Raw genomic sequence first — 18,213 nt, 5'->3', positions numbered from 1 at the left:
AAGGAGGCTGCGATGGCCCAATTTTCAGTTCACGATGCCAAGACGAATTTGTCCAAGCTGATTGCGCAGGCGCTGGCTGGTGGCGAGGTGGTGATCGCTCGCGGTAACGTGCCCGCTGTGCGTCTCGTGCCGGTTGCCACGCAGGGTAAGCGTCAGTTCGGCGCTCTCAAGGGCAAGATCGCAGTCGACGCACGGTTCGACGAGCCGCTTCCCGAAGACGAGCAGGGTGGCTGGAACCTCGGTTGAAGCTGCTCCTAGATACCCACGCGCTGATCTGGTGGCTGGCAGGCGACGCAGCCTTGGGTCGGGCTGCGCGCGACGCGATTGCAAACGAAGCCAACAGCGTTGCCGTCAGCGCCGCCTCAGCCATGGAAGTCGCCACCAAGTTCCGCATCGGGAAATTGCCCGACGCTGCGTTGCTGGCGCAGAATTTCGAAGCGATCGTTGCCGCTCAGGGCTTCGAAGAGCTTGCCATCAATGTGCGGCACGCTCGCCTCGCAGGCGAGATGAACATCGCGCACAAGGACCCGTTCGACCGCCTGCTGATTGCGCAGGCCCAGGCCGAAGACATGGTGCTCGTGTCCAACGAAGCCCTGTTCGATGGGTTTGCTGTCAAACGGCTGTGGTAGCGCGCATAGATCTCTAAATGAACAACTGCGAAATCCACTCGCAGATTAGCGCGGGCTTGTCCTCGCCTTCGATTTCGACCGTGATTTCCATTGTCTGCTGCCACTGGCCGGGACGCTTTTCTTCCATTTCCAGCAGCTTGAACACGCCGCGAATGCGCTTGCCGACGCGCACCGGGGTGAGGAAGCGGGTGCGGTTGCCGCCGTAGTTGACGCCCATCTTGATGCCCTCGGGGCGCGGGCAATCGCTTTGCGCGGTCAGCAGCGGTATCAGCGACAGCGTCAGAAACCCGTGCGCGATCGTGCCGCCGAACGGGGTCAGCCTGGCCTTTTCAGGGTCGACATGGATAAACTGGAAATCGCCCGTCGCCTCGGCGAAAGTGTTGACGCGTTCCTGCGTGATCTCGACCCAGGTCGATGTGCCGACGACCTGGCCGATCATCGCTTTGATCTCGTCTGCGGATATGGATTTGGTCATGCCTTGCTCTCTCCGGTCAGCTTGTTGCCGCCAGTGTGGCCGCATGCTCTCGCCGGTGCAAGCGGGCGGACGGGGCGTGCGCCTCAGGCGGGCTGGGGCACTGCCGCCTGCTTGCGGAATGGCTTGGGCTCGGCCGCCCGCAGGCGCTTGGCATAAGCCCACAAGCCGCATTGCAAGCCGACGAGCATGTAGCAGAACGGCTGAAACGCGATGCCGACGAAGGTGCTGCCGACCAGATAGACGACCTGCGCCTGCTGCAATGCCTCGGCCAGCGGCGAAACCCAGCGGAGTTCCTCGCGGGTCTCCTTGCGGAACCTGCGGCGCAGCAGTTCCATCTGCCACACGCCCAGAAAGTGCAGCGCCAGCCAGATCGCCAACCCCGGATAACCCTGCTCGCCCAGCATCTCGAAATAGCTCGAATGGTAGGCGCGGCCTTTTTCGACGATCGGCTGGAATTCGAGCGCGGTGTTATTGTCGCCCGCATTGTCGGCCTTGACCGTATCGTAGACCAGTTCATTCTGGCGATAGGCTTCGAAGCCTCCGCCGAACGGGTGGGTCTTGGCGAACTCGATCGTCCACTTCCACACCGCAATCCGCGTTCCGGCAGACTGGTCGGACTGGTGGTTCTTGATCGTGCCCATCCGGTCGGTGAATTCCTTGGGCAGCAGCGGCACCGCGATCAGTGCGGCCACCGCCATGACCGACACGATCAGCATCCGTCGCTTGGCCGTGCGCAGATACATCGCCATCAGCACGACCACGCAGACCAGGCCCGTCCGCGCGCCCGTACCGATCGGCATCAGCACGCAGGAAAAGCACAGCGCCACCGCGAACACCTTCACCCGCCAGTCGGGTGGAAAGATCGTCCCGAAGCGCATCAGCCAGATCGCCAGTGGCACGACCGCAATCGCGACAGCCGAGATGATCGACCCTTCATACAGCCCGGTATTGTCGTTGATCAGCAGGCGCAGCTCGCCGTAGCCGCCGCCGCCCGCCATCGTCTTGATCCCGCCGCCGATCACGATCACCCCGATCGAGAGGACCAGGATCAGCGCGATGGCCTCGATCCGCAATCGGGTGCGCAATGTCAGCGGCAGGAACAGCGCGAACAGCAGCGCTTTCCATACCCACGCCCACTTTTCCGCAGCCTCGACGGGAAAATCTGCGGTCTGGGTGGTCAGCCCGCAATAGACGAGCAGTGCCAGCAGCAGAAACTGGCGCAGCGAAAAGCGGATGCCGTTCTTGTCCTCGGCCACAAACCACGCGATGAATGCGCACAGGAAAGCGATCAGCGAAACCGGAATGTGGGACAGGATGCCCCAGCTGACCTTCTGCGGCGCGACGATGTCGATGTAGGTATAGGCCAGCACGAAAATGAACGGCTTGCGAAAGCCCGCGCCGATGAATGCCAGCACGAAGCTCAGCAGGAACAGGTCAAGCATCGCTGCTCTCGACCGTAGTTTGCGGCGGCTTGCGGAACGGCACCTTCCGGCCGGGCAGCGAAGGATCGTCGTCCAGATCGGCACGATGCAGCACGCGCCAGATGACCAGCGCCATCAGCAGGTGCGGCAGGAATATCGTGAACTTGTCGATCATGCGGCTGATACTGCTAGAGCAACGAGGTTGACGCGGCGTTAAGCTTCGCGTGGCAGAAGTGGGTGCCATGACCCGTGTGCTCCACGTCCTCGACCATTCGCTCCCGTTGCAGAGTGGCTATACCTTTCGCACCCGCGCGATCCTCAAGGCGCAGCAGGCCATGGGAATCGAGGTGCGCGGCATCACCGGGCAGCGCCATCTCGCGCCTCCTGCCACCGCCGAGCCCGAGCAGAGCGATGGCCTGATCTTCCACCGCACCCCGGGCACCGCAAACGGACTGCCGCTCATCCGCGAATGGAGCGAAGTCACGGCGCTCGCCGGTCGTATCGTCGCTGTTGCGCGGCAATGGCGGCCCGACGTGCTCCACGCCCATTCGCCCGCGCTCTGCGGGCTCGCCGCGGTCAAGGCGGGCAAGCGGCTCGGCATACCGGTGGTCTACGAAATCCGCGCCTTCTGGGAAGATGCCGCCGTCGGCAACGGCACCGGGCGCGAGAACAGCCCCAAGTACTGGCTCACCCGCGCACTCGAAAACGATGTCGTCGCCAAGGCGGACCGTGTCGTGACGATCTGCGACGGCCTGCGCTCGGATCTGGTTGCGCGCGGCGTCTCGCCTGAAAAGCTCTCGATCATGCCCAACGGCGTCGATCTCGAGCTGTTCGGCGATCCGTTGCCCCGCGACGTGGCGCTGGCTGACGAACTCGCGCTGGGCGAAGGGCCGGTGATCGGCTTCCTCGGCAGCTTCTACCCCTATGAGGGGCTGGACGATCTGATCGCTGCCATGCCCGCGATCGTCGCAGCCGTGCCGGGAGTCCGCCTGCTGCTGGTCGGTGGCGGTCCAGCCGAAGGCGAGTTGCGCGCGCAAGCACAGGCATCGCCTGCCGCCCACGCGATCAAGTTCGTCGGTCGCGTGCCGCACACGCAGGTCGACCGCTACTATTCGCTGGTCGATGTGGTCTGCTATCCGCGCAAGGCGATGCGCCTGACCGAGCTGGTCACCCCGCTCAAACCGCTTGAAGCGATGGCGCAGGGCAAACTCGTAGCGGCGTCCGATGTCGGGGGCCACCGGGAGTTGATTCACCACGGCATCGATGGCACCTTGTTCCCGGCGGACGACCCAGGCGGCTTGGCCCGCGCCATGGTACAAATGCTTGAAACGCAAGCGGAATGGCCAGTCCGGCGCGAACAGGCCCGCACCCATGTTCGCACCCGCCACGATTGGGCGGTGAACGCCCGGCGTTATGAACTCGTTTACCAAGCCCTGATACTTCCAGCCGGTGAAACCAAAGCCAAAGTGTCGGACGAAGCGGCCTGAAGTCGCAGTCCAGCGCGGACAAGAAACAGGACGGACCCTGCAGTGACCGTTACCAAGCGCAAGCCCAAGCCCACCACCGCGCACCCGATGTTCCCGTTCGTGACCGCCTTGTGGTTCGCGACGTTCCTCGGTCTCGGCAGCTTCGCCGTCGCTCCGGCTCTGCTTGAAGGCCCGGTCGTTGCTCTGGGCCTGCCGGCACTGGTTCCCGCTGCTGCACCGCCGCTGGGCTTTACCGCACGCCTGCTGTTCGCCTTGGCGATGATGGGGCTGGGGGGAATCGCCGGCTACCTCGTCGGTCGCGCGCTGGGTCGCGGCAAGGTCGAAGCTCCGGTTCGCGCACGCGGCTTCGGCAAGCAGGCGCAAGACAAGACCGGGTTCGAGGCACGCCGTCCGATCAACCCGTCCGAAGATCTTGGCGCCCCGCTCGACGCACCGATTGCACAGGACGTGCCCCTGCGGCGCCGCGCGCTGTCGCTCCACGACGAATCGCAGCTGTCCACCCCGTTCGAATCGGCCCCGCTGCCCGGTTTCCTGCCGTGGGAGGTCGCAGCGCAGGACGCCGAAGTCGAAGCCGAGGCCGAACCAGCAGCACAACCCGGGCCCACGCCGGCAGCCATAGCCATGCAGACCACGCCCGCCGATCCGCTGGCACTTGATCTGCTGCTCGAAGAGGCCCAGACCTTTGGCGAGACATCGTACGAACCTGTGGCCACCAGCACGCCGGAAGTCGCTGCCGACCTTGATCATGTCTTCGGGTCGTCTCCGCTGACGTTCGACGCGCCGGACGTCGCGGAAGCCGCGCCGTTCACGCCCACAGCGCCCGCCCCATCATATCAACCCTCGCCAATCCTGCAGGCCCAGCAAGTCCAAACCACACCGATCGAGCACGCCGCCCTCGACAGCCTGGGGCTCGTGCAACTGATTGAACGTCTGGCCCTGGCCATATCGCGTCGTGCCCGCAGGGCAGAACCCTCGACCGCCGCCCCTGCCGTCGATGCGCCCGCGCCAACTGCCGCGCCCGAAGCGCGCGAGATTCCCCGCTTCGGCTCCTCGGCACTGACCGATCCGGCGCCTGCTGCCTCGGCCGAATATCGCGCTGCGCCCGAACGCGTGGTCCAGTTGCGCCCCGCACAGTTCCAGCCTGTCGCCGCGCCCGAATTCGACGCATCTTTCGGCGATGACGGCGAGGATGAGGACGAGGACCTCGGTCTCGACCGGTTCCTGCGCATGTCGCCGCTGCGCACTCGCGAACCCGCTGTCCATACAGAGCAGGCATCGCCGGGCGATGCCGCCCCCGAACCGGAAGTTGCCGAGGAACGCTATCCCTCGCTGCTCGACATCGGTCCGGTCGCCGCCAGTCGCGAACCGCTGCGTATCGACGATGGCATCGCCGATGAGCCCGAAGAAGACGCCGCGATCGAACCGGTCGTGGTGTTCCCGGGGCAGCAGCAAGCGCGCCAGTTCGAGCGTCCGTCGATCACGCCACTGGCAGGCTCGCCGCTTGCCGCTCCCGGCCGCGCTGCGCCGTCGCCGCCCACGGCCGATACGGGTGAGGGCGAAGTCGCCGGTCAGTCTGGCCCCGCGCTCGATGCCGACGAGGCGGACCGCGCCCTGCGCGCAGCGCTTGCAACCTTGCAGCGGATGACCGCCCAAGGCTGAAAATCTGCCGTGTAACACCCGGAAAACAGCCCGTTCTGCCGTCCTGCATCCGTATTTCCGCGTTTAAGCACGCGACTGATACCGGAGTGCGGTTGCAAAATAACATTCCTGCAGTCATGGGGGGTCTTCGCGCAACTTTCGTCTCCTTTCGGGAGGCGTGATTCGCGCGCGACTCCTCTTTTTGGATGTAGGACGATCATCGAAATGGGATTTCCGCCGGTTCAGGGCCTGTACGATCCACGTAATGAGCATGACGCCTGTGGCGTGGGTTTCGTTGCCCACATCAAAGGCCAGAAAAGCCATTCCATCGTAGATCAGGCGCTGGAAATTCTGCGCAATCTCGACCATCGCGGTGCGGTGGGCGCCGACCCGTTGCTGGGTGACGGCGCGGGGATCCTCATCCAGATCCCCGACCAGTTGTTCCGCAAGTGGGCCGCTTCGGAGGGCAAGGACCTGCCGCAGCCGGGCGACTATGCCGTGGCCATGTGCTTCCTGCCGCAGGATGAATCCGCGCGCCTGTTCGTCACCGAATTCTTCGAGAAGTTCATCGCCAAGGAAGGTCAGGAACTGATCGGCTGGCGCGATGTCCCGACCACGATGGACGGCTTGGGCAAGGCAGTCGTGGAATCCATGCCGGTGATCCGCCAGTGCTTCATCAAGCGCGGCGCAGGGACGCCCGATCAGGCAGCGTTCGAGCGCAAGCTGCTCGCCATCCGCAAGCAAACGCAGAACCCGCTGGCGATGATGGCTGAAAAGCACGGGCTTCCGGGCGTCACGCAGCTCTACATGCCGAGCTTCTCGACCCGCACGATCGTCTACAAGGGCCTGCTGCTCGCCAACCAGGTCGGCTCGTTCTACGATGATCTGCGCGATCCCGATTGCGTCTCGGCTTTGGGCCTCGTGCACCAGCGTTTCAGCACCAACACCTTCCCCAGCTGGAAGCTCGCGCACCCGTTCCGCTTCATCGCCCACAATGGCGAGATCAACACCGTTCGCGGCAACGTGAACTGGATGAACGCGCGCCGCCGCACGATGGAATCCGAACTGCTCGGCCCCGATCTCGACAAGATGTGGCCGCTGATCCCGCACGGCCAGTCTGACACCGCCAGCCTCGACAATGCGCTCGAACTGCTGATTGCGGGTGGCTATTCGCTGGCGCATTCGGTGATGATGCTGATCCCCGAAGCATGGGCCGGCAATCCGTTGATGAGCCCTGCGCGCCGCGCGTTCTACGAATACCATGCCGCGCTGATGGAACCCTGGGACGGCCCCGCCGCCGTGGCCTTCACCGACGGTCGCCAGATCGGCGCGACGCTCGATCGCAACGGCCTTCGCCCTGCGCGCTTCTCGATCACCCGCGATGATCTGATCTGCATGGCGTCGGAAAGCGGCGTCCTGCCGTTCCGCGAGGAAGATATCGTCCGCAAGTGGCGGCTCCAGCCGGGCCGCATGCTCCTGATCGACATGGAGCAAGGCAAGATCATCGAGGACGAGGAAATCAAGGCCGAGCTGGCCGCGGCCGAGCCTTACGAGGAATGGCTCGAACAGGCGCAGTACAAGCTCAAGGAACTCGACGTGATCGAGCCCGAGCTGGCCGCGATCCCGCAGGAAACCACCTCCTTGCTCGATCGCCAGCAGGCGTTCGGTTATACGCAGGAAGATATTTCCAAGTTCCTCGAACCGATGGCCATCGCGGGTGACGATCCATTGGGCTCGATGGGCACCGACACGCCGATCGCGGTGCTGTCTAAGCGTTCGCGCCTGCTCTACGACTATTTCAAGCAGAACTTCGCGCAAGTCACCAACCCGCCGATCGACCCGATCCGCGAGGAACTGGTGATGTCGCTGGTCAGCATGATCGGCCCGCGCCCTAACCTGCTCGGCCACGACGCTGGCAGCCACAAGCGCCTCGAAGTCGATCAGCCGATCCTGACGAACGAGGAAGTCGCCAAGATTCGCTCGGTCGAAGCGGCGCTCGACGGCGCGTTCCGTACCGCCACGATTGACACCACCTGGGACGCTGCTGCCGGGGCCGATGGCCTCGAAATGGCGATCAAGGAAATGTGCTGGGCGGCAACCGAAGCCGTGCTGGCCGACAAGAACATCCTGATCCTGTCGGACCGCAGCCAGAACGAGCATCGCATCGCGATGCCGGCCGCGCTCGCCACGGCGGCGGTACACCAGCACCTCGTCCGGCAGGGCCTGCGCATGCAGACCGGCCTTGTCGTCGAAACCGGCGAAGCGCGCGAAGTGCACCACTTCTGCGTGCTCGCAGGGTACGGCGCCGAAGCGATCAATCCCTATCTCGCGTTCGAAACGCTTGAACAGATCCGCGTCGCCAAGGAGCTTCCGCTCGGCACCAAGGACGTCAAGAAGAACTATATCAAGGCGATCGGCAAGGGCATCCTCAAGGTCATGTCCAAGATGGGCATCTCGACCTACCAGTCGTACTGCGGCGCGCAGATCTTCGACGCGGTCGGCCTGTCCACCGCGTTCGTCGACAAGTACTTCACCGGCACTGCCACCAGCATCGAAGGCGTCGGCCTGCGCCAGATCGCCGAAGAAACCGTGCGCCGTCACGCCACGGCCTATGGCGATAACCCGATCTACAAGAAGATGCTCGACGTCGGCGGCATGTACCAGCTGCGCCTGCGCGGTGAGGAACACGCCTGGACCGCATCGAACATCGCCAACCTGCAGCACGCGGTGCGCGGTAACACGTCCGAAAAGTACGCCGAGTTCGCTGAATCGATCAACAACCAGTCCGAGCGCCAGCTGACCATCCGCGGGTTGCTCGAACTGAAGAAGGCCGATCAGGCGATTTCGATCGATGAGGTCGAACCGGCCGCAGACATCGTCAAGCGCTTCGCCACCGGCGCGATGAGCTACGGCTCGATCTCGTGGGAAGCGCACACCACGCTCGCCGTCGCGATGAACCGCATCGGCGGCAAGTCGAACACGGGTGAGGGCGGCGAGGACCCGGCACGCTTCACGCCGATGGCCAATGGCGATTCGATGCGCTCGGCGATCAAGCAGGTCGCCTCGGGCCGCTTTGGCGTGACGGCGGAATATCTCGTCAACGCCGACGACGTGCAGATCAAGATGGCGCAGGGCGCAAAGCCCGGTGAAGGTGGCCAGCTTCCGGGCGACAAGGTCGACAAGACCATCGGCAAGACCCGCCACTCCACCCCCGGCGTCGGCCTGATCTCGCCCCCGCCGCATCACGATATCTACTCGATCGAAGACCTCGCGCAGCTCATTCACGATCTCAAGAACGTGAACACCCGCGCGCGTATCTCGGTCAAACTGGTGTCCGAAGTCGGCGTCGGCACGGTCGCTGCAGGCGTGTCCAAGGCGCGCGCCGATCACGTGACCATTTCGGGCTACGAAGGCGGCACCGGCGCATCGCCGCTGACATCTTTGACGCACGCCGGATCACCGTGGGAAATCGGCCTTGCCGAAACCCAGCAGACGCTGCTGCTCAACAACTTGCGCAGCCGCATCTGTGTCCAGGCCGATGGCGGCATCCGTACAGGTCGCGACGTGGCCGTGGCCGCGTTGCTCGGTGCCGATGAATTCGGCTTTGCCACCGCGCCGCTGATCGCGGCCGGCTGCATCATGATGCGCAAGTGCCATCTGAACACCTGCCCTGTCGGCGTTGCCACGCAGGACCCTGTCCTGCGCGCGCGCTTCACCGGCCAGCCGGAACACGTGATCAACTACTTCTTCTTCGTTGCCGAAGAATTGCGCGCGATCATGGCCGAAATGGGCTTCCGCACCGTCGCCGAGATGGTTGGGCGGGTCGATCGGCTCGATACCAACAAGGCGATCCATCACTGGAAGCTCGAAGGCATCGACCTGTCGAAGCTGCTCCATCGCGTCGAACCGGTCGAGGGCACCACCCTCAACTGGAGCGGCACGCAGGATCACGGCCTCGAAGCCGCGCTCGATCAGGACCTGATCAAGGCCAGCGCGGCTGCGCTCGAAAGCGGGCAGGCAGTCCGCCTCGAACGCACCGTGATCAACGTCAACCGCACGGTCGGCGCGATGCTCTCGGGCGAAATCGCGCGCAAGCACGGTCACAAGGGCCTGCCCGACAACACGGTCCACGTCTCGTTCAAGGGCGTGGCCGGGCAGTCGTTCGGCGCTTTCGTCGCGCACGGCGTCACGCTCGATCTGGTGGGCGATGCCAACGACTATGTCGGCAAGGGCCTCTCAGGCGGCCGCGTGATCGTGCGCCCTCCGGCGCATGTCGAACGCGATCCGGCAGAGAACATCATCGTCGGCAACACCGTGCTCTACGGCGCAATCGCGGGCGAGGCCTACTTCAACGGCGTTGCCGGTGAACGCTTTGCCGTCCGCAATTCGGGCGCCGTCGCGGTGGTCGAAGGCACCGGCGATCATGGCTGTGAATACATGACTGGCGGTGTCGTTGCGGTGCTGGGCAAGACCGGCCGGAACTTCGCAGCGGGCATGTCGGGCGGCGTTGCGTACGTTTATGACGTGGACGGCAACTTTGCCGATCTTGCCAACAAGGCGATGGTCGACCTCTCGCCTGTCTCGGCAGAGCGTGACGACGAGGACGGCACCGGCCGGCCGCAGCAGCGTGGCGTCGATGTCTACGACTACGGCATGGGCGACATGCTACGTCACGATGCAGAACGTCTGCGCGTCCTGATCGAACGTCACCATCTCTATACCGGCAGCAGGCGCGCGCGCGAAATCCTCGACAACTGGGCGGATGCCCTGCCCAAATTCGTCAAGGTCATGCCGCGCGACTATGCACGCGCCCTGCGCCAGATGGAGGCCGAGCGCCTCGAAGCCGCCTCCGTCGCGGCCGAATAAAGGTTCAATTGCAATGGGTAAGGCAACCGGCTTTCTCGAGATCGACCGCAAGGATCGCAGCTACGATGCGCCTTCGGAACGGCTGAAGCACTATCGCGAATTCGTCATCCCGCATGACGAAACCGGGCTCAAGGGCCAGGCGGCGCGCTGCATGAACTGCGGCATTCCGTACTGCCACAACGGCTGTCCGGTGAACAATCAGATCCCCGACTGGAACCACCTGGTCTACGAGAACGATTGGCGCGAGGCGCTGACCAATCTCCATTCGACCAACAACTTCCCCGAATTCACCGGCCGCATCTGCCCCGCCCCATGCGAGGCGGCGTGCACGCTGAACATCGTCGACCAGCCGGTCACCATCAAGTCGATCGAATGTGCCATCGTCGATCGCGGGTGGAAGGAAGGCTGGATCGAACCGCACGTACCCGCGCGCAAGACCGGTAAGTCGGTCGCGGTCGTCGGCTCTGGCCCTGCCGGTCTGGCCGCCGCCCAGCAGCTCGCGCGCGCCGGTCATTCGGTCACGGTGTTCGAAAAGAACGACCGCGTCGGTGGACTGCTGCGCTACGGCATCCCCGACTTCAAGATGGAAAAGACCCACATCAATCGCCGCGCGATGCAGATGGAGGCCGAAGGCGTCCAGTTCCGCACCGGCGTCGAAGTGGGCGTGACCGTCTCATTCTCATCGCTCAAGGAAAACTTCGACGCGGTCGTCCTGTCGGGCGGCGCCGAAGACCCGCGCGGCCTTGGCATTCCGGGCGCGGAACTGCCCGGCGTGCGCATGGCGATGGAATTCCTGACGCAGCAGAACAAGCGCAACGCAGGAGACGACGAGTTGCGCGCCGCGCCGCGGGGCTCGCTCACGGCTACCGGAAAGCATGTCGTGGTCATCGGCGGTGGCGACACCGGGTCGGACTGCGTCGGCACCTCGAACCGCCAGGGCGCAGCTTCGGTCACCCAGCTCGAGATCATGCCCAAGCCTCCCGAAAAGGAAGACAAGGCGCTTTCCTGGCCGAACTGGCCGCTCAAGCTGCGCACGTCGTCCAGCCACGAGGAAGGCGTGACGCGCGAGTTCGCGATCCTGACCAAGCGCGTCGTCGGTGAAAACGACGTGTCGGGCCTGGAATGCGTCCGCGTCGAATGGGTCGGCGGCCAGATGCAGGAAGTCCCCGGCAGCGAGTTCACGCTCAAGGCCGACCTGATCCTGCTCGCCATGGGCTTCGTCGGCCCGCGCAAGCAGGGCCTGCTCGAACAGGCCGGCGTCGAGCTCGACCCGCGCGGCAACGTCAAGGGCAACGTGGTCGATTACAAGACCAGCGTCGAAAACGTCTTCGCCTGTGGTGATATGCGCCGCGGCCAAAGCCTCGTCGTCTGGGCCATCCGCGAGGGCCGCCAATGCGCCCGTGCCGTGGATGAGGCGCTGATGGGCGTGTCCGAGCTTCCGCGCTGAACGGATAGGCCCACCCCCGACTCCTCCCGCAAGCGGGAGGGGGGAAGTACAATTCGACGTTACGCCCTCCCGCTCGCGGGAGGGCCGCGAGACTTAGAGAGCCGAAGGCGAACTTAGTCGCAGCGGGGTGGGCAAATGCCTACCCTTCGACCTCAACCACCGGCGCAGCTTTGCTCCGGCACACCAGCAGCTTGTCGATCTTGCGCCCGTCCATGTCGACGACCTCGAATCGCCAGCCCTGATCGTGGAAGTGCTCGCCTTCACCCGGAAGCCGCTTCAACACCGACAGGCAGAACCCCGCCGTTGTCGCGAATTCCCGATCATCGGGCAGGTCGAGGCCCAGCCGGTCGGCGAGTGCATCGGCGGGCAGCGCGCCCGAAATCAGCAGCGATCCGTCCTCGCGCTCGACGATCATTGGCTCATCGCCCGCATCGCCATGGCCGACGAAATTGCCCGCAATCGCGGCGAGAAGATCGGCCGGCGTCACGATGCCCTCGAGATGCCCATACTCGTCATGCACGAGCGCAATCGCGACTTGCGCCTGTTGGATCATGGTCAAAGCGTCCATCGTGTCGAGCTGGTCGGGCACGATCGCGGGCTTTTTCATCAGCCGTCCCAACTGAACCTTGCGCCCGCGCAACAGCGTGGACAGCACGTCGCGCACCTTGACCACGCCGACGATCTTGTCGACCGAACCGTCGGCCACCAACAGCAGCGAATGCGGGCTATCCTCGATCGCGGCGCGCAGCTCGGCTTCCGGCGCGCGGCGCTCGATCCAGTGCAATTCGGTTCGCGGGGTCATCACCTCGCGCACCGGTCGTTCGGCCAGCCGCATGATACCGCTCATCAGCGCGCGCTCTTCTTCCTCGATCACGCCAGATCGCGTGGCCTCGGCAAAGATCATGTGCAGTTCTTCGGCGGTCACCTCCTGATCGGTGCCATGTTTGAGGCCCATCATCCGGATCAGCAGTCCCGACGATTTGTCCAGCGTCCAAACGAACGGCGCGGTCACCTTGGACATCAGCAGCATCGCTGGCGCAGCGATCTTCGCGATCGGTTCCGCTGCGCGCAGCGCCAGTTGTTTGGGCACCAATTCGCCCACCACAAGGCTCAGGTAGGTGGTGATCGCGATGACGATGATGAACCCGGCGTTGTCGGCGAATCGCTCTGGCAATCCCCACGCCAGGAGGCGCTCCGCTGTCGGTCCGCCAAGGCTCGACCCGGAATAGGCACCGGCAATGATCCCGACCAGCGTAATGCCGATCTGGACCGTCGAAAGAAATTTACCAGGGTCGGCCGCCAGCTCGATCGCGACTTTCGCGCCCTTGCTGCCATCCTCGGCGGCGACCTTCAGGCGCGATGTGCGCGCCGAGACGATCGCCAGTTCCGACATGGAAAACAGGCCGTTGAGCAAAACGAGGCCCAGAATGATGAATACGTCTGACCAGGGATAAGGTGTCACAATCGCGCCTGTAGCAGATTTGCCTGTAAAGGCGATAGCAAGCGAATGCCGCGCTCATGTGGTTCCCGTTCGGGAACCGTTCAGTCGAATCGGGCTTATCTGAACTGTCAAAGCGGCAAACCGTTGCATAAGGTCGTCTCGGGATGCTGATTCAAGGGGACAGGTTATGAAAATTCGTCGTGTTATGATGTCGGGCCTCTGCGCCGTTTCGCTGGTCAGTCTGTCTGCCTGCGTCACCGATCCCAACACGGGTGAACGCAAGGTATCGCGCACCGCAATCGGTGGCGGCGTCGGCGCGCTCGGTGGTGCCCTGCTCGGCGGCCTTATCGGCGGCTCGACCGGTCGCATCGTCGGCGCTGGCATCGGCGGTGTCGCGGGCGGCGTGATCGGCTACCAGAAGGACAAGCAGATTCGCGAACTGCGCGAACAGACCGCTGGTAGCGGCATCGACGTGTCCGAAACCGATGGCGGCCAGGCGATCCTCGTCAACCTGCCCAACGGCGTCACCTTCGATACCGACAGCTCGACCGTGAAGCCGGCGTTCGGTGCAACCCTCGATCGCGTTGCTCAGTCGCTCGTGCAGTACCCGAACTCGCTGATCGACGTTTACGGCCACACTGATTCGACCGGTTCGGATTCGTACAACCAGGCGCTGTCGGAACGTCGCGCCCGCGCCGTTGCCGATTACCTGACATCGCGCGGCGTCGGTTATGCCCGTATCCGCAGCCAGGGCTATGGCGAAACCCAGCCGATTGCGTCGAACGACACCGAACAGGGCCGCTCGGCCAACCGCCGGGTCGAAATCAAGATCGTGCCGATCAGCCAGGATGACGTGAACGCGGCTCGCCGCGGTCAGTAAGCCCGACTGATCACACGCAGACGGCGTCGCTTTCACCGGAGCGGCGCCGTTTGCTATGTACAGCGTACATTCGCGGTTGACCGTCGCGGCTCCGCGCTGGCATCGGCAGCGCATTCATGGAGAAACGCATGCCGCTTCAACGCCGCGCAATCAACGGGCGCTCGATCAATCCCGTCGGCCTCGGCTGCATGTCGCTCAGCTGGGCCTATGGCAACCGCCCGAGCGACGCGGATGGCGTGCGCCTGCTCCAGCGCGCGGTGGATATCGGCTACGACCACTTCGATACCGCACGTCTTTACGGCCTGGGTCACAACGAAACGCAGGTCGGCACCGCCCTCAAGGGAGCGCGCCGCGACAAGGTGTTTCTCGCCTCGAAGATGGGCATCTTCGCCAGCGGCGAAAAGCGCGGCATCGATTGCCATCCCGATACCATCCGTCGCGAACTCGAAGTGTCGCTGAAGCTGCTCCAGACTGACCACATCGATCTTTACTACATGCACCGCCGTGATTTTACGGTGCCGATCGAGGATTCGGTGGGCGCGATGGCCGAGCTGGTCAAGGAGGGCAAGATCGGCGCGATTGGCCTGTCCGAGATGTCGGCCGACACCCTGCGCAAGGCGGCCGCCGTCCACCCCATCGCCGCTATGCAGACCGAATACTCGCCGTGGACGCGCCAGGCCGAAATCGCCGTGCTCGACGCCTGCCGTGAACTCGGCACGACGTTCGTCGCGTTCTCGCCGGTCGCGCGCGGCGTCCTCGCCAACGGCGTCAGCGATCCCGCTGCGCTGCCGGAAAAGGACATCCGCCGCGCGATGCCCCGCTTCAGTGCGGATAACTGGCCCAGGAACCTCGCGCTGGTGGAACAATTCAACGCCATCGCCGCTCGCGAAAGCGTCACCCCGGCGCAACTGTCGCTTGCGTGGGTGCTGTCACGCGGCGATCATTTGGTCACCATCCCCGGCACGGCCAATGCCGCGCACCTCGAAGAAAACATCGCACGCTGGGGCTGGGAAATCCCCTCTGCCGTCTCTGCCGAGGTCGATGCCCTGATCAATCAGCAGACCGTCGCCGGCCCGCGCTACGCTGCCGCCATGCTCCCCACGATCGACACCGAAGATTTCGCGTAAGCGCTCACGCCAGCTTCGCCGCGCGATCCGCAATCCGCGCAATCGCCGCCTCGTGAATCGCTGGGGCGGTAACGAGCAGTCCGAACGCGCGCGGATCACGCTTGTTGAACGAGATCGGCCGACCGAACGCGTCGGACACTGCCGCTCCGGCCTCACGCGCGATCAATGCCGCCGCCGCGATGTCCCACTCGAACCCCCAGCGCAGCGTGGCAAGCAGGTCGGCCTCGTCCGCGCCGACCATCGCGATGCGCAGCGCGATCGAGTTGGGCTTGTCCACCGTCACCAGGTCGGAATCGACGCGTGGGAGGCTGTCGGCAGGCACACGCGCACCCCCAAGCTGCGTCCTGCTGCTCGCGACCAGCGGCAATCCGTTGCGCGTGGCACCCTGTCCCGCAATCGCCGACCAGTATTCGCCCCGCGCAGGCGCGCTCAGCACCCCTAGCAACGGCTTGCCTTCGCTGACCAGCGCCACCGAAACCGACCAGCCCGGTCGCCCGCGCACGAAATCGCGCGTCCCGTCGATCGGATCGACCAGCCAGCACAGCCCCCGACCCAGCCGCTCGGGATGGTCCACCGTCTCCTCGGACAGCCAGCCCGCCGCGGGCAGCAAGTCGCCCAGTTCGCGCTTGAGGAAGCCGTCCACCGCCAGATCGGCGTCGCACACCGGGCTGCCCGGCGTCTTTTCCCACACGTTCAGCGCGTGGCCGTGCCCCGGCCACGTCGCCAGCGCCATGGCTCCTGCTTCGCGGACGATCTGGTGAAGGCGGTCGTGGTCGATCATATGCTTTCGACAGTTGGTCGCTTCGTGCCGCGCACGCAAGCGTCTGCAGCCCCCTACTTTGGTCAGGCGGGGCATAGTCGCCCCTTTTCAAGCCTGCCACGCTGTGCTTTAGGCGTCCCGACTCATAGCGCCAGTGCGGCGCGCCGGTGGCTCTCACTCGAGGGCATCGCATAGCGGGGAACACGCATGAACGTTCACGAATATCAGGGCAAAGAACTGCTGGCCAAGTTCGGCGTCGGCATTCCCGCAGGCATCGCGGCGCTGACCGTCGAGGAAGCTGTCGCGGCAGCCAAGCAGCTCCCCGGGCCCCTGTACGTCGTGAAGGCGCAGATCCACGCGGGTGGCCGCGGCAAGGGCAAGTTCAAGGAACTCGGCCCCGATGCCAAGGGCGGCGTGCGCCTGGCCAAGAGCATTGAGGAAGTCGAAGAATTCGCCAAGGAAATGCTCGGCAACACCCTCGTCACCATCCAGACCGGTGAAGCGGGCAAGCAGGTCAACCGCCTCTATGTCACCGACGGCGTCGATATCGCCAAGGAATATTACCTGTCGATGGTCGTCGATCGTGGCACCAGCCGCATCGCGCTGATCGTGTCGACCGAAGGCGGCATGGACATCGAGGAAGTCGCTCACTCCACGCCCGAGAAGATCGCCACCATCGTGATCGATCCGGTCGAAGGCTTCATGCCGCACCACGGCCGCGCCGTCGGCTTCGCGCTGAACCTGTCGGGTGACCTCAACAAGCAGGCCGCCAAGATCGCCGAGCAGCTCTACAATGCGTTCGTCGCGCTCGATTGCGACATGCTCGAGATCAACCCGCTGGTGGAAACGAAAGACGGCAACCTGCTCGTCCTCGACACCAAGATGAGCTTCGATTCGAACTCGCTCTATCGCCACCCCGATGTCTTCGCGCTGCGCGACGAGACCGAGGAAGATCCGGCCGAAATCGAAGCCAGCAAGTACGACCTTGCCTACATCAAGCTCGACGGCAACATTGGCTGCATGGTCAACGGCGCAGGCCTTGCCATGGCGACGATGGACATCATCAAGCTGAACGGCGAATTCCCGGCCAACTTCCTCGACGTCGGCGGCGGCGCAAACAAGGAAAAGGTCACCGCCGCGTTCAAGATCATTCTCAAGGACCCTGCGGTGAAGGGCATTCTCGTCAACATCTTCGGCGGGATCATGAAGTGCGACATCATCGCTGAGGGCATCGTCGCCGCAGCCAAGGAAGTGAACCTGCAGGTTCCCCTCGTCGTCCGCCTCGAAGGCACCAACGTCCAGCAGGGCAAGGACATCCTGGCCAACTCCGGTCTGCCGATCGTCGCTGCCAACGACCTGGGCGATGCCGCCAAGAAGATCGTCGCCGAAGTCCGCGCCGTCGCCTGACGCCGGCGTATTCGCAAACTGCACAGGGGCGTCGGGGAACCGGCGCCCCTTTTGCGTCCGGGTGCGGTAGTAGGGTTTCGCGCGGAGACGCAGAGGGGATGGGCGCGCGGAGACAGCTATTGTCCGGCGAAGTCTGAGTGTCGCCTTGCGAACCCGGCATAGTTAATCCGACATTCTTTCGTCGCCCCCTCTGCGTCTCTCCTTCTCTCCGCGCCTCTGCGCGAAACGCTTCTTCTTCCCCCTTCCCGCAAGCGGGAGGGGCCGGGGGTGGGCCTCCATCATTAGATCGGCTCGCAACATTTGCACCCGCGATAACACCCCCACACCCGCACGTTTTGCTAGTTGACGTTTACGTAAGCGATAGATAGTCCTCGCAACAATTGGTGAGCCATCTCAGGAGAGCACATGAAAGCCCTGGTCTGCGTAAAGCGGGTGATCGACTATAACGTGAAGCCTCGGGTGAAGGCGGACGGTTCGGGTGTCGATCTTGCGAATGTGAAGATGAGCATGAACCCGTTCGACGAGATCGCGGTCGAGGAGGCCATTCGCCTGAAGGAAAAGGGCGTTGTGACCGAGATCGTGGCGGTGTCGGTCGGGCCGCAGAAGGCGCAGGAGACGTTGCGCACGGCGCTGGC

The 18,213-nt window shown here is 64.2% G+C and carries 15 protein-coding genes; 10 read left to right on the top strand and 5 right to left on the bottom strand.

The window, feature by feature from the left end; translation table 11 throughout:
* Window positions 1–12: 12 nt before the first annotated feature.
* Window positions 13–246 (top strand): type II toxin-antitoxin system Phd/YefM family antitoxin, encoded by a 234-nt coding sequence (locus tag GGQ88_RS18370; protein WP_183614928.1) that lies wholly within the window; start codon window positions 13–15, stop codon window positions 244–246.
* On the top strand, window positions 243–629 hold the full coding sequence (locus GGQ88_RS18365) for a type II toxin-antitoxin system VapC family toxin (protein WP_183614927.1): 387 nt from the start codon (window positions 243–245) through the stop codon (window positions 627–629). Before GGQ88_RS18370 ends, GGQ88_RS18365 begins: the two co-directional genes overlap by 4 nt.
* 13 nt (window positions 630–642) lie before the next feature.
* Here GGQ88_RS18365 and GGQ88_RS18360 read toward each other — a convergent pair whose 3' ends face one another.
* The 3 genes from GGQ88_RS18360 to GGQ88_RS18350 form a co-directional block, all read right to left on the bottom strand.
* Entirely contained in the window at window positions 643–1,104 is a 462-nt protein-coding gene (locus GGQ88_RS18360) for a MaoC family dehydratase (protein WP_183614926.1), read from the bottom strand.
* A gap of 83 nt (window positions 1,105–1,187) precedes the next feature.
* The gene (locus GGQ88_RS18355) at window positions 1,188–2,546 is read right to left on the bottom strand and encodes a putative O-glycosylation ligase, exosortase A system-associated (RefSeq protein ID WP_183614925.1); all 1,359 of its coding nucleotides are present in this window, start codon (window positions 2,544–2,546) and stop codon (window positions 1,188–1,190) included.
* On the bottom strand, window positions 2,539–2,700 hold the full coding sequence (locus GGQ88_RS18350; RefSeq protein ID WP_183614924.1) for a hypothetical protein: 162 nt from the start codon (window positions 2,698–2,700) through the stop codon (window positions 2,539–2,541). Before GGQ88_RS18350 ends, GGQ88_RS18355 begins: the two co-directional genes overlap by 8 nt.
* Before the next feature lie 67 nt (window positions 2,701–2,767).
* On the opposite strand from GGQ88_RS18350, the gene GGQ88_RS18345 reads away from it, so the two are divergent.
* From GGQ88_RS18345 to GGQ88_RS18330, 4 genes are all read left to right on the top strand, one after another.
* Window positions 2,768–4,012, top strand: a complete 1,245-nt coding sequence (locus tag GGQ88_RS18345) for a TIGR04063 family PEP-CTERM/XrtA system glycosyltransferase (RefSeq protein WP_183614923.1) — start codon at window positions 2,768–2,770, stop codon at window positions 4,010–4,012.
* A 42-nt stretch (window positions 4,013–4,054) separates the two neighbouring features.
* Window positions 4,055–5,671, top strand: a complete 1,617-nt coding sequence (locus tag GGQ88_RS18340) for a hypothetical protein (protein ID WP_183614922.1) — start codon at window positions 4,055–4,057, stop codon at window positions 5,669–5,671.
* A 204-nt stretch (window positions 5,672–5,875) separates the two neighbouring features.
* Entirely contained in the window at window positions 5,876–10,516 is a 4,641-nt protein-coding gene (gene gltB, locus GGQ88_RS18335) for a glutamate synthase large subunit (protein WP_183614921.1), read from the top strand.
* A 13-nt stretch (window positions 10,517–10,529) separates the two neighbouring features.
* Window positions 10,530–11,963, top strand: a complete 1,434-nt coding sequence (locus GGQ88_RS18330; protein ID WP_183614920.1) for a glutamate synthase subunit beta — start codon at window positions 10,530–10,532, stop codon at window positions 11,961–11,963.
* Between the two features lie 139 nt (window positions 11,964–12,102).
* Here the strand turns inward: GGQ88_RS18330 and GGQ88_RS18325 are convergent, their stop codons facing one another.
* The gene (locus GGQ88_RS18325) at window positions 12,103–13,425 is read right to left on the bottom strand and encodes a CNNM domain-containing protein (protein WP_183614919.1); all 1,323 of its coding nucleotides are present in this window, start codon (window positions 13,423–13,425) and stop codon (window positions 12,103–12,105) included.
* Window positions 13,426–13,591: 166 nt separating this feature from the next.
* Between GGQ88_RS18325 and GGQ88_RS18320 the strand changes: the two genes are divergently transcribed.
* Together GGQ88_RS18320 and GGQ88_RS18315 are read left to right on the top strand one after the other, a co-directional pair.
* The gene (locus GGQ88_RS18320) at window positions 13,592–14,284 is read left to right on the top strand and encodes a YiaD family glycine zipper/OmpA-like lipoprotein (protein WP_183614918.1); all 693 of its coding nucleotides are present in this window, start codon (window positions 13,592–13,594) and stop codon (window positions 14,282–14,284) included.
* A gap of 128 nt (window positions 14,285–14,412) precedes the next feature.
* Window positions 14,413–15,411, top strand: coding sequence for an aldo/keto reductase (locus GGQ88_RS18315; RefSeq protein WP_183614917.1), 999 nt, complete (start codon window positions 14,413–14,415; stop codon window positions 15,409–15,411).
* Window positions 15,412–15,415: 4 nt separating this feature from the next.
* On the opposite strand, the gene GGQ88_RS18310 is transcribed toward GGQ88_RS18315, so the two are convergent.
* A complete protein-coding gene (locus GGQ88_RS18310; RefSeq protein WP_183614916.1) occupies window positions 15,416–16,192 on the bottom strand; it encodes a 3'(2'),5'-bisphosphate nucleotidase CysQ in 777 nt (258 codons plus the stop codon).
* 186 nt (window positions 16,193–16,378) lie between these two features.
* Between GGQ88_RS18310 and sucC the strand changes: the two genes are divergently transcribed.
* Window positions 16,379–17,578 (top strand): ADP-forming succinate--CoA ligase subunit beta, encoded by a 1,200-nt coding sequence (sucC, locus tag GGQ88_RS18305; protein ID WP_183614915.1) that lies wholly within the window; start codon window positions 16,379–16,381, stop codon window positions 17,576–17,578.
* 405 nt (window positions 17,579–17,983) lie between these two features.
* On the top strand, window positions 17,984–18,213 hold a 230-nt coding region (locus tag GGQ88_RS18300; protein WP_425490467.1), incomplete at its 3' end, for an electron transfer flavoprotein subunit beta/FixA family protein.

Origin of the sequence: Novosphingobium hassiacum, assembly GCF_014196055.1 — a bacterium.
Classification (GTDB): domain Bacteria; phylum Pseudomonadota; class Alphaproteobacteria; order Sphingomonadales; family Sphingomonadaceae; genus Novosphingobium; species Novosphingobium hassiacum.
This window is presented reverse-complemented; position numbering and strand designations above follow the sequence as displayed.